This window comes from Rhodoferax sp. (assembly GCF_023701345.1).
Taxonomy (GTDB): Bacteria; Pseudomonadota; Gammaproteobacteria; order Burkholderiales; family Burkholderiaceae_C; genus Rhodoferax.
Map to the genome: position 1 here is coordinate 1 of NZ_JAMPXE010000101.1, position 12,239 is coordinate 12,239.

A 12,239-nucleotide genomic window follows, 5' to 3' on the forward strand; every position below is an offset into this window, starting at 1 on the left:
CAACATGACACAAACATTGCTTGACGAAATTCACCCCGGCGAAATTTTGCTGGAAGAGTTCATGAAACCCATGGCCATCACGGCGCGCCAACTCGCCGCCGACATGGACGTGCCGCCCAGCCGCATCAGCGACATCGTCAACGGTGCGCGCCCCATCACAGCAGACACGGCGTTGCGGCTGGGCCGGTTTTTCAGCATGGAACCGCGCTACTGGCTGAATTTGCAGACCGAGTACGACATGCGCACCGTGACGCGGCAAACCATGGATTCGGGGGCATAGATTGCCGCGCTTCGCAATGACGATCTTTGATCGTTAAGCCTCAATCGATTTTTGCCCCGGTCTCAAACCACTGCTTGATCACCATGCGCTCGGCCTCCGAGATGCCGGTGGTGTTGGTCATGGGCATGATTTTGCTGACCACCACCTGCTGGTAGATGTTTTGCGCGTGCAACTTGACGCTGGCGGCTGAATCAAGCCGCACGTTTTTCATTTGCACTTGTTCGCCATGGCACAGGTAACAACGCTGCGCCAGGATGGGCTGCAGCGTGGCGTAGCCAATGGCACCGCCCACGCTGGTATTCACCGCCTCAGCGGCGGCAGACGGTGTCGTCTTGACGGGTTCGGGCGCCAGCCAGACCATCAGGGCCACAATCACCGCCACGCCCACCCCGGCATAGGGCAGCGGGTTGCCATTGCGGCCCAGCTTGTAGCCGTGGCGCATGACAAAAAACTGGCGGATGGCGGCGCCGGCAAACATCATGGCGATCAGCACCAGCCAGTTTTGCGGGTGGGTGTAGGTAAAGCTGTAGTGGCCGCTGAGCATGGCAAACAGCACCGGCAGCGTGAAGTAGGTGTTGTGCACGCTGCGCTGCTTGCCGAGGATGCCGTGGATCGGGTCCACCGGCTCGCCCGCCTTGATGGCGGCCACCATTTTGCGCTGACCCGGAATGATCCAGTGTGCCACGTTGGCGCTCATACTGGTGGCCAGCATGGCTCCCACAAGCAGGAAAGCAGCGCGCCCGGCAAACCAGTGGCACGCCAGCCAGCTTGCCACACAAACCAGCACCAGCACCAGGGCGCCAACGATTGATTCACCATTTTTGCGCTGCCCATAGCGGCGGCAAATCAGGTCATAGAGCAGCCAGAACACCATCAAAAACAAAATCGCCACGGTGATGGCCAGCCACGGCGCCCAGTCCATCTTTGACTTGTCGATCAGGTAAGTGCTCGCACTCCACAGGTAAGACACGGTGAACAGCGCAAAGCCGGTGAGCCAGGTGCTGTAGCTTTCCCAGTAAAACCAGTGCAAATGTTTGGGCAACTGCGGCGGCCTGACGGCAAACTTGACCGGGTGATAAAAGCCGCCGCCATGCAGCGCCCAAAGTTCACCGCTGACGCCCTGTTTCTTCAGGTCTTCGTCTTCGGGCGGGGTCAGGCTGCTGTCCAGGAACACAAAGTAGAACGATGAACCGATCCAGGCGATGGCGGTGATCACATGCGCCCAGCGCAGCAGCAGGTTGAGCCAATCCAAAATATAACTTTCCATCTTGCTTCCTTGGTTACGTGACTGTTATCGACTGCAAGAGTTGTGCCGCCACCGCCACCGCAATCACTTCCGGCGCCTTGCCGGCAATACCCGGCACACCAATCGGGCAGATCACTTGCGCCAGCTCGGACGCAGTAAACCCCCGTTCGGTCAGGCGGTGGCTGAAGCTGGCCCATTTGCTGCGGCTGCCAATCAGGCCGATAAAAGGCAGGTCGTCGCGGACGCGCTGGCGCAGCAAACAGGCGGCCACCACGTCCAGGTCTTCGGCATGGCTGAAACTCATGATCAAGACCCTTGACCGGGGCGCCAGCGCGGCTACCGCGCCCTGCACCGGCTCGGAATGCTCGGTGCAGACGTTGGCTGGCAATGTTTCAGGAAAAATCCCGTCACGGCTGTCAAGCCAGCGCACCTGAAACGGCAAACAGCCCAACACCTGTACCAGCGCGCTGGCCACATGGCCACCACCGAACAAGGCAACTGGCGGCCATTGGGCTTGCTGCGCTTGAAAATACTGCTGCAGGCCTGGAGTGTCCTGCGCGCTCACACGTTCGAATTCCAAAAATACCTCGCCGCCACAACATTGCCCCAGCGACGGACCCAAGGCATAGCGCATCAAGCCCACGGCAGGCTTGCCGGCCAGCAGAGCCCGCGCCTGGGCAATGGCTTGCCACTCCAAATGACCTCCACCAACACTGCCAATCGTGGCCTGGTCAAACACAGCCATCCAGGCGCCGACTTCGCGCGGCACAGAGCCTCGATGCGACTGCACCCTCACCCAAACCGCGTCCTGCGAATCCAAAAGCTTTATTAATTGTTCAACGGCTGTCACAATCGCTTACCTTGTTGAGTAAAACCCAGGTTATAGGCTAACATTTTTGAGGCACATTACGGTTTTGTCGGCGGTTGCCAAAATTTGTTCGCATGAGACATCCCTTTTTTCGAGAACAAGTATGAACATTTTTTCCCCATCACGCTTCAAGCCGAATCCGCATGGTCTGCGTTTGGCTGCCAGCATGGCCTTGTTCTTGGCAGGATGCGCCACCCCTCCCTTGCCCCCAGTTCCCAAGCCGGCGCCGCCACCCGTCGCCCCGCCCGCGCCTGTCGCGATAGCCCCGCCCGAGGCTCTTCCCACTTTCGTCTCACAAGCCGAGACGCCTCGTGATTACCGGCGTGATGCGGCCAGTCACCTCTATGAACAAAACATGGATCGGGTTTACCACGGCAAGATGCCGCCACTACTCTATGCCGTGGGGGTCTTGCAGGTCGAAGTGGACAACCGGGGCCAGGTCACCAGCACCAGCTGGATGCGCGCCCCAAATCATGCGCCGGAGGTAATAGCCGAAATTGAGCGCACAGTGCGTCTGGCCGCCCCCTACCCGGCCCCCATCCGCATGGGCCGCGTCACCTACACCGACACCTGGTTGTGGCACAAAAGCGGCCTGTTCCAACTGGATACGCTGACCGAGGGGCAGTTGTAAACCAACACGCTTCTGCTTGAATACGGCTGTCATTGCGAGCCTAGCGCGGCAATCCCTGGCCACTGAAAACATCGATTGCCGCGTCGCTGACGCTCCTTTCCATGACGGCCCACCTCACGACCCCCGGTAGGTTGAATAGCTCCACGGGCTCACCAGCAGCGGCACATGGTAGTGCTGCACGGGGTTGGCCACACCGAAGTCCAGGCTTACCTGATTCAAAAAATTTGGCTCCGGCAAGGCCACGCCACAGGCCTTGAAATACACCGCCACATCAAACACCAGCCGATAAGTGCCGCGCTGCAATTGCGTGGCGTCCAGCAGCAGCCCGCCCGGGTTGCGGCCGTCCTGATTCAACACAAACTGCTTGAGCAGCTTCAGGGCGTCACCCTGCGTGGCGTACAAAGTCACCCGCATGCCGGCAGCCGGTGTGCCGTGCATGGTGTCCAAAACATGCGTACTCAGTCCCATGGTGAAGCCCTCAAAAATCTGATCAAAGTGTATACACTGCGGACGAGCCCGCCATCGTCATTATCCAAATTCATGATCCACTACGACAGCACCCAGCCCTACCCGCGTGACCTCAAAGGCTACGGCCCGACACCACCCCATGCCCGTTGGCCCGACCAGGCCCGCATCGCGGTGCAGTTTGTCCTGAACTACGAAGAAGGTGGCGAGAACTGCGTGCTGCATGGCGACGCGGGATCGGAGCAATTTTTGTCGGAGATGGCTAACCCGGCAAGTTACCCGGATCGGCACATCAGCATGGAAGGCATTTACGAATACGGCGCCCGTGCCGGCGTCTGGCGCATTTTGCGCGAGTTCGAGCAGCGCGGCCTGCCGCTCACGGTATTTGGCGTCAGCATGGCGCTGGAACGTTACCCTGAGTTGGTGCAAGCCTGCCAACAATTGGGCCACGAGATCGCCTGCCATGGCTGGCGCTGGATTCATTACCAGACCCTGCCCGAAGCGGTGGAGCGTGAACACATGGCGCGTGGCATGGAGATATTGACCCGCCTGATGGGCACCCGGCCGCTGGGCTGGTACACCGGGCGCGACAGCCCCAACACGCGCCGACTGGTGGCCGACTACGGCGGCTTTGAATACGACAGCGACTACTACGGCGACGACCTGCCATTCTGGATGGAAGTGGCCAAAACCAGCGGCGAGGTGGTGCCACAACTGATCGTGCCCTACACGCTGGACTGCAACGACATGCGTTTTGCGTTGCCACAGGGCTACTCGCACGCCGAGCCGTTTTTTCAGTACCTCAAGGACAGCTTCGACGCACTCTATACCGAGGGCGACCCGACCGGGCTGAACGCCCCGAAGATGATGAGCGTCGGCATGCACTGCCGCCTGCTCGGCCGGCCCGGGCGCATTGTGGCGTTGCAGCGCTTTCTGGACTACATCGGCCAGCATGACAAAGTGTGGGTGTGCCGGCGCATTGACATCGCCCGGCATTGGAAAGCCACTCACCCCTATACCAAACAGGCGTAAACACCATGCCCCTGAACCTTGATCAACTCAACATCGCCCCGGCAGATGCGGCCTTGCAACTGCTCGACGGCCTGTACGAACACACGCCCTGGATTGTGCAGGCAGCGCTCGCGCAGCGTCCGTTTGCGTCCCTGCCCCAGCTCAAGTTCACTTTGACACAAGTGGTCAGCAACGCCAGTCGCGAGGCACAGCTTGGCCTGATTCGCGCCCACCCAGAGCTGGCCGGTAAGGCCATGGTGAGGCAGAGCCTGACGGCCGAGTCGACCGTTGAGCAAAGCAAGGCCGGCTTGACCCACTGCAGCGCCGAAGAATTCGCCCGACTGCAGCAGCTCAATGCCGACTACAAGGCCAAATTTGGCTGGCCGTTCATCCTGGCGGTGCGCGGCCCGCGTGACTTGGGCCTGAGCCGGACCGAGATCATTGCCACCTTCGAGCGCCGCCTGCACGGCCACCCTGACTTCGAACTGCAGGAATGCCTGCGCAACATTCACCGCATTGCCGAGATACGCCTCAACGACAAATTTGGCGTCAGCCCCGACCTGGGCGACCGGGTGTGGGACTGGCAGGAGCAATTGAGCCAGTACTCAGAAGCGCCCGACCAACTCACCGTGACCTACCTGACCGATGCACACCGCGCCTGCGCCGCCTTCATCCAGGCGCAGATGCAGGACTGCGGCTTTGACAGTGTCGAGATTGATGCTGTGGGCAATGTGGTGGGACGTTATCACGAGGAGTCGTCATTGCGAGGAGGTACGACGCGGCAATCCATGAATTCAGAAAGCCTGGATTGCCACGCTACGCTCGCAATGACGAGCACTAAAACCCTGCTTACCGGCAGCCACTACGACACGGTGCGCAACGGCGGCAAATACGACGGCCGGCTCGGCATTTTTGTGCCCATGGCCTGCGTGCGCGCACTGCACCGCGCGGGCAAACGCCTGCCGTTCGCGATCGAGGTGGTGGCCTTTGCCGAAGAAGAAGGCCAGCGCTTCAAGGCCACCTTCCTGGGCTCGGGCGCGCTCACCGGCGACTTCAACCCGGCCTGGCTCGACCAGCTGGACGCCGACGGTGTCTCGATGCGCGCCGCCATGCAACAGGCGGGCCTGTGCGATGCAAAAGACACCGAGACCGTGCTCGCGCAAATTGCCAACCTCAAGCGCGACCCGGCGCAGTACCTGGGCTTTGTCGAAGTGCACATCGAGCAGGGCCCGGTGCTCAACGCGCTGAACCTGCCGCTGGGGGTGGTGACCTCGATCAACGCCAGCGCGCGCTACAGCGGCGAGGTGACGGGCACCGCCTGCCACGCCGGCACCACGCCGATGGACCAGCGGACGGATGCCGCCTGCGCCGTCGCCGAATTCATGCTGGCCTGCGAGCGCCGCGCCGCGCGCGACGGCGACTCGGTCGCCACCGTGGGTCAGTTGAACGTGCCCAACGGCTCGGTCAATGTGGTGCCGGGGCGCTGCCAGTTTTCGCTCGACCTGCGCGCGCCCAGCGATGCGCAGCGTGACGCGCTGCAGGCCGACCTGCTGAGTGCCTTGACTGACATCTGCGCGCGCCGCAAAGTGCATTTCCAGATCACAGAGACCATGCGCGCCAGCGCCGCACCCAGTGCACCAGAGTGGCAGCTGCGCTGGGAAAACGCCGTGACCAGCCTGGGCCTGCCCGTGCACCGCATGCCCAGCGGCGCCGGCCACGACGCCATGAAGCTGCATGAAATCATGCCGCAAGCCATGCTGTTTGTGCGCGGCCAAAACGCCGGCATCAGCCACAACCCGCTCGAATCCAGCACCAGCGACGACATGCAACTGGCGGTCGGGGCTTTCGCGCACTTGCTGGAACAGTTGTGCGGTCTGGCCGAATGAAGTCTGCCCTACAAAACACCCGGAACCCCATTGACATAACTCCTTCAAGCATGACAACCTACACCCAACTTGACGCCTGGATCGACGCCCACTTTGACGAACAGGTGCGCTTTTTGCAGGAACTCATCCGCGTCCCCACCGACACGCCGCCGGGCAACAACGCGCCCCACGCCGAGCGCACCTTTGAGCTGCTGCAGGCCATGGGCATCGAGCCCGAGAAGCACCCGGTGCCAGCGCCTGAGGTGCAGGCCGCCGGGCTGCAAAGCATCACCAATCTGATCGTGCGCCACCGTTACGGTGCGGGCGGCAAAACCATCGCACTCAATGCCCATGGCGACGTGGTCCCGCCCGGCGAGGGCTGGACGCACGACCCCTACGGCGGCGAGATTGAGGACGGCAAAATTTACGGCCGTGCCAGCGCGGTGAGCAAGTGCGACTTTGCCACCTTCACGTTTGCCATGCGCGCGCTGGAGGCTGTGTGCCAACCTGACAAAGGCAGCCTTGAGCTGCTGTTCACCTACGACGAGGAATTTGGCGGTGAAGTGGGTCCGGCCTGGTTGCTGCAACACCAACTCACCCAGCCCGACCTGATGATTGCCGCGGGCTTCAGCTACCAGGTGATCACAGCGCACAACGGCTGCCTGCAACTCGAAGTGACGGTGCACGGCCAGATGGCGCACGCCGCCATTCCCGAATCGGGCGTCGATGCGCTGCAGGCTGCGGTAAAGATTTTGAACGTGCTGTACGCACAGAACACGCTGTACCAAGCCATCAGCTCGAAGGTGCCGGGCATCACACACCCTTATCTGAACGTCGGACTGATCCAGGGCGGCACCAACACCAACGTGGTGCCGGGAAAAGTCAGCTTCAAGCTTGACCGGCGCATGATCCCGGAAGAAAACGCGGCCGAGGTCGAAGCCCATCTGCGCCAGCTGATTGCCGGGACCGCCGCCGCATTGCCGGGCATCACGGTCGATGTCAAGCGCCTGTTGCTGGCCCATGCGATGCAGCCCCTGCCCGGCAACCAGCCGCTGGTCACCGCCATCCAGCAACACGGCAAGGCCATCTTCAAAGAAGAGATTCCGGCCATGGGTACGCCGCTGTACACCGACGTGCGGCTGTTTGCCCAACGGGGCATCCCGGGGGTGATCTACGGTGCCGGGCCGCGCACGGTGCTGGAATCCCACGCCAAGCGCGCCGACGAGAGGCTGGCACTGGAAGACCTGCGCCGCGCCACCAAAGTCATTGCCCGCACCCTGCATGACTTGCTGAGTTAACCTGGATCAAGACTCTTTGTAATAGCGGGCCGACGCACACCAACTTTCGTCTTGGCCCTGTCGGAAAGCACCCCCTGCGGGTGTAAAGTGCGTGCCATCTATTTCACAAGGAAACCAAGATGAGTAATGAACTTTCACCGGCAGAACTGGCCTTGGGCGACGCATCGCGCGACTACCACCGCTTTCCCACTCGCGGCAAAATTTCTGTCAACGCCACCAAACCGCTGGTCAACCAGCGTGATCTGGCGCTGGCTTACTCGCCTGGCGTGGCCTACCCCTGCCTGGACATCCAGGCCAACCCCGATCTGGCCTACGACTACACCAGCCGTGGCAATCTGGTGGGCGTGATCACCAACGGCACGGCCGTGCTGGGGCTGGGCGACATTGGCCCGCTGGCGGGCAAGCCGGTGATGGAGGGGAAGGGCTGCCTGTTCAAAAAATTTGCCGGTGTCGATGTATTTGACATCGAGCTCGACGAGCGCGACCCCGACAAACTTATCGAAATCATTGCCGCACTCGAACCCACGCTGGGCGGCATCAACCTCGAAGACATCAAGGCGCCCGAGTGTTTTTACATTGAAGAAAAACTCAAGGCCCGCATGGGCATTCCGGTGTTCCACGACGACCAGCACGGCACCGCCATCATCAGCAGTGCCGCACTGATCAACGCCCTGGAACTGGTGGGCAAAAAGATCGGCGACGTGAAAGTGGCGGTGTCGGGTGCCGGCGCGGCAGCCATCGCCTGCCTGAACGTGATGGTCGGCCTGGGTGTGCAGGTCAAGAACGTGTTTATTTGCGACTCCAAGGGCGTGGTTTACAAAGGTCGCCCTGGCGGTTATGACGAGTCGAAGGCCCGTTTCGAGCAAGACACCAGCGCCCGCACACTGGCCGATGCTGTCAACGAGGCCGATGTGTTCCTCGGTTGCTCGGCCGCTGGCGTGCTGACCCAAGACATGGTCAAAACCATGGCCAGCCAGCCCATCATCCTGGCACTGGCCAACCCCGAACCTGAAATCCGGCCGGAACTGGCCAAGGCGGTGCGGCCCGATTGCATCATCGCCACCGGCCGCTCGGACTACCCGAACCAGGTCAACAACGTGCTGTGCTTCCCCTACATTTTCCGCGGCGCGCTGGACTGCGGCGCCACCAAAATCACCGAGGAAATGAAGCTGGCCTGTGTGCGCGAGATCGCCGAACTGGCCAAGGCCGACATCAGCGAAGAAGTGGCCCATGCCTACGCCGGACAGGACCTGGCCTTTGGCGTGGACTTCATCATTCCCAAACCGTTTGACTCGCGCCTCATCCTGCGCATTGCGCCCGCCGTGGCCGCAGCGGCCGAGGCCTCAGGCGTGGCCAAGCGGCCGATCAAGGACATGGACGCTTACCGTCGTCAATTGTCACGCTTCATTTACTCCACCGGCTTGCTGATGGAGCCGGTGTTCAACGCTGCCCGCAATGCGCCCGACAGCGCCAAACGGGTCGCCTATGCCGAAGGTGAAGACGATCGCGTACTGCGCGCGGCCCAACTCGTGGTCGAAGGCGGGCTGGCACGCCCGATCCTGATTGGCCGCCCGGCGGTGATCGAGGCGCGCATCCTGAAGGCCGGCTTGCGCCTGCAGTTGGGCCGGGACTTTGACTGCTGCAACCCCGAAGATGATCCGCGTTTTCGCCAGTACTGGGAAACCTACCACCAGATCATGGGCCGCCATGGCGTCAGCCCCGAAGCAGCCAAGGCCGCCGTGCGCCGCTCCACCACCACCATTGCCGCGCTGATGGTCAAGCTCGGCGATGCCGATGCCATGCTGTGCGGACTGCATGGCCGCTTTGACGTGCACCTCGACCATGTGCGCGACATCCTGGGCCTCAGGACGGGCGCCTCCGGCTTTGCCACGCTGAACGCCCTGATGCTGGAGCAATACTCCATCTTCGTCGCCGACACCTATGTCAACGAAGACCCCAGCGCCGAGCAACTGGCCGACATTGCCCGCATGGCCGCCGACGAAGTGCGCCGCTTTGGCATCGCACCCAAGATCGCCTTCCTGTCACACTCCAACTACGGCTCGTCGAACCGGGGCTCCGCCCGCAAAATGCGCCTGGCGCGCGACCTGTTCAAGGCGGTCTGCCCGGACACCGAATGCGACGGCGAGATGCAGGGCGATACGGCTTTGTCAGAAGACATCCGCCACGCCACCCTGCTCGACAACACCTTGAGCGGCGCAGCCAACATCCTGATTTGCCCGAATCTGGACTCGGCCAACATCCTGTTCAATGTGCTCAAGATGACAGGCAGCAACGGCCTGACCGTCGGCCCGATCCTGCTGGGCTCCGCCGCGACCGCGCATGTGCTCACCCCGTCATCGACCGTGCGCCGGGTGGTCAACATGACGGCACTGGCGGTGGCGGATGTGAGCGCGCTGCGCTAAGCCGGGTGCAACACTGAAAACCGTCCTCCACTGATGCAATGAGCTGGCACGCCCAACTAGACATTGCCTACCGACTGGAACAGCAGCGCAGCGTGGCGCGCCATAAGCACAACGGGCCGCTGCGCGTGCTGCAAAGCCTTTATCCCGAGGGGGATGCGGTTTGCCACAACGTGCTGGTGCATCCTCCCGGCGGCCTGGTGGGCGGTGACACGCTGGACATCGCCATCACGGCGTGCGGCGCCGCCCACGGCCTGATCACCACCCCCGGCGCCACCCGCTTTTATCGCTCGCTGGGTGAGCCGGCGGTGCAGCGCACCCGGATCCAGCTCACCGACCAGGCGCGACTGGAATGGTTGCCGCTGGAAGCCATCGCCTACAACGCCTGCCTGGCCGAAAACCACCTGAGCATCTCGCTTGGGCCTGAGGCCGAATTCATGGGCTGGGACCTCACCGCCTTCGGCCTGCCCAGTGCGAAGCTGCCGTTTGATACTGGCCAGTTTTTGCAGCACATCGAAGTGCCCGGTGTCTGGCTGGAGCGTGGCCTGATGCAGGCCCATGACCTCCGCCTGATGAACGGCCCGCTGGGTCTGGCCGGGCAGCGCTGCATGGCTTCGCTGTTTTTTGTCAGTGGCAGCAAAATGACACGCAACCGTCGCGAAGCCGGTCTGGAACTGGCCCGCCAGGTGATCGCCACCCACGCCTTGGGCGCCACAGCGGGCGCGACCTGCCCGAACGAGCAGGTGATGGTGCTGCGGGTCCTGGCACCTTTGGTGGAACCCGCGGCGGACCTGCTGCGCCAGGTGTGGCAGGTTTGGCGGCAACACTTCTGGCAATTGCCAGCGACCGTGCCGCGCATCTGGTCGACCTAATCAGTTGGGGTCAGAGCACGTCGCTTTGCGAGTGGTCTGACCCGCAAAGTCTCAGGTCTTAAATCGCCACCAACTGGCGCACGCCGTCAATCTCCATGTTGGCGCCCAGACCCTGGGCGCGCACGGCACCGCGTTCCATCACCACATAATCATCGGCCAGTTCCTCGGCGAAGTCGTAGTACTGCTCGACCAGCACAATCGCCATGTCGCCGCGGTCGGCCAGCATGCGAATAACACGACCGATGTCCTTGATGATGCTGGGCTGGATGCCCTCGGTGGGCTCGTCCAATATCAGCAGCTTGGGGCCGGCCGCCAGCGCGCGGGCAATGGCCAGCTGCTGCTGTTGCCCGCCTGACAAATCCCCACCACGACGCTGCAGCATCTGCTTTAACACGGGAAAAAGTTCGAACAGTTCGGGCGGGATCGGTGTGCTGGCAGGCTTGTAGGCCAGGCCCATGGCCAGGTTTTCCTGCACCGTGAGGCGGCCAAAAATCTCGCGGCCCTGCGGCACAAAACCGATGCCGGCGCGGGCGCGCTCGTAGGGCGTGGCGTTCTGAATCGGTCGGCCATCAAACTCGATGCCGCCGCTCTTGATCGGCACCAGGCCCATCAGGCTTTTCAGCAGCGTGGTCTTGCCCACGCCGTTGCGCCCCAGAATCACGGTGACTTTGCCTAAAGTGGCCTGCAGGCTGACGTCACGCAGGATGTGCGAGCCGCCGTAGTATTGGTTGATGTTTTTGACGTTCAGCATACGGTTGCCATCTCAGCGGCCCAGATAGACTTCGATGACCCGCTCATCCGCCTGCACCTGCGCCAGCGTGCCTTGCGCCAGCACCGCGCCGTCGCACAGCACGGTGACAATGTCGGAAATCGTGTTGATGAAACTCATGTCATGCTCCACCACCATCAGCGAGTGTTTGCCCTTGAGGCTTAAAAACAGCTCGGCGGTGCGCTCGGTTTCCTCGTCGGTCATGCCGGCCACCGGCTCGTCGAGCAGCAGCAGCTTGGGGTCCTGCATCAGCAGCATGCCGATTTCCAGCCACTGCTTTTGGCCATGGCTCAGGTTGCCGGCCTGGCCGCGCACGCTGTCCGCCAGATGGATCGTGTGCAGCACCTCCGCGAGGCGGTCGCTCTGTGTGGAGTCGAGTCGGGAAAACATCGAACTGGTGACGGTCTTGTTGGTTTTCAGCGCCAGCTCCAGGTTCTCGAACACGCTCAACTGCTCGAACACCGTGGGCTTCTGGAACTTGCGGCCGATGCCCATCTGGGCAATTTCGGATTCC

At 62.1% G+C, this 12,239-nt stretch carries 12 protein-coding genes; 7 read left to right on the top strand and 5 right to left on the bottom strand.

The annotated features are described in order from the left end of the window. A partial coding sequence (locus NDI87_RS13000) for a HigA family addiction module antitoxin (protein WP_366028873.1) occupies positions 1-280 on the top strand: 280 nt, incomplete at its 5' end. 40 nt (positions 281-320) lie between these two features. Here the strand turns inward: NDI87_RS13000 and NDI87_RS13005 are convergent. After that, complete coding sequence (locus NDI87_RS13005) at positions 321-1,547, bottom strand: urate hydroxylase PuuD (protein ID WP_296275707.1); 1,227 nt, start codon at positions 1,545-1,547, stop codon at positions 321-323. A gap of 13 nt (positions 1,548-1,560) precedes the next feature. Further along, the gene (gene xdhC, locus NDI87_RS13010; protein WP_296275720.1) at positions 1,561-2,379 is read right to left on the bottom strand and encodes a xanthine dehydrogenase accessory protein XdhC; all 819 of its coding nucleotides are present in this window, start codon (positions 2,377-2,379) and stop codon (positions 1,561-1,563) included. A gap of 118 nt (positions 2,380-2,497) precedes the next feature. On the opposite strand from xdhC, the gene NDI87_RS13015 reads away from it, so the two are divergent. Continuing rightward, entirely contained in the window at positions 2,498-3,025 is a 528-nt protein-coding gene (locus NDI87_RS13015) for a hypothetical protein (RefSeq protein ID WP_296275708.1), read from the top strand. A gap of 114 nt (positions 3,026-3,139) precedes the next feature. Here the strand turns inward: NDI87_RS13015 and uraH are convergent, their stop codons facing one another. Then, positions 3,140-3,493 (bottom strand): hydroxyisourate hydrolase, encoded by a 354-nt coding sequence (gene uraH / locus NDI87_RS13020; protein WP_296275709.1) that lies wholly within the window; start codon positions 3,491-3,493, stop codon positions 3,140-3,142. A gap of 72 nt (positions 3,494-3,565) precedes the next feature. Here uraH and puuE point away from each other — a divergent pair, with 72 nt between their 5' ends. The 5 genes from puuE (at position 3,566) to NDI87_RS13045 (ending at position 10,956) form a co-directional block, all read left to right on the top strand. After that, positions 3,566-4,522, top strand: a complete 957-nt coding sequence (gene puuE / locus NDI87_RS13025) for an allantoinase PuuE (RefSeq protein WP_296275710.1) — start codon at positions 3,566-3,568, stop codon at positions 4,520-4,522. Between the two features lie 5 nt (positions 4,523-4,527). Then, complete coding sequence (uraD, locus tag NDI87_RS13030; RefSeq protein ID WP_296275711.1) at positions 4,528-6,387, top strand: 2-oxo-4-hydroxy-4-carboxy-5-ureidoimidazoline decarboxylase; 1,860 nt, start codon at positions 4,528-4,530, stop codon at positions 6,385-6,387. Positions 6,388-6,437: 50 nt separating this feature from the next. Next, positions 6,438-7,664, top strand: coding sequence for an ArgE/DapE family deacylase (locus tag NDI87_RS13035; RefSeq protein ID WP_296275712.1), 1,227 nt, complete (start codon positions 6,438-6,440; stop codon positions 7,662-7,664). 119 nt (positions 7,665-7,783) lie between these two features. Continuing rightward, positions 7,784-10,087: an NADP-dependent malic enzyme gene (locus tag NDI87_RS13040; RefSeq protein WP_296275713.1), complete on the top strand. Its 2,304-nt coding sequence runs from the start codon at positions 7,784-7,786 to the stop codon at positions 10,085-10,087. Between the two features lie 38 nt (positions 10,088-10,125). After that, positions 10,126-10,956 (top strand): urease accessory protein UreD, encoded by an 831-nt coding sequence (locus tag NDI87_RS13045; protein WP_296275715.1) that lies wholly within the window; start codon positions 10,126-10,128, stop codon positions 10,954-10,956. Positions 10,957-11,014: 58 nt separating this feature from the next. Here NDI87_RS13045 and urtE read toward each other — a convergent pair whose 3' ends face one another. Then, positions 11,015-11,707, bottom strand: coding sequence for an urea ABC transporter ATP-binding subunit UrtE (gene urtE, locus NDI87_RS13050; protein WP_296275716.1), 693 nt, complete (start codon positions 11,705-11,707; stop codon positions 11,015-11,017). Between the two features lie 12 nt (positions 11,708-11,719). Beyond that, the coding region (locus NDI87_RS13055) for an ATP-binding cassette domain-containing protein (RefSeq protein WP_296275717.1) at positions 11,720-12,239 on the bottom strand (520 nt) is incomplete at its 5' end.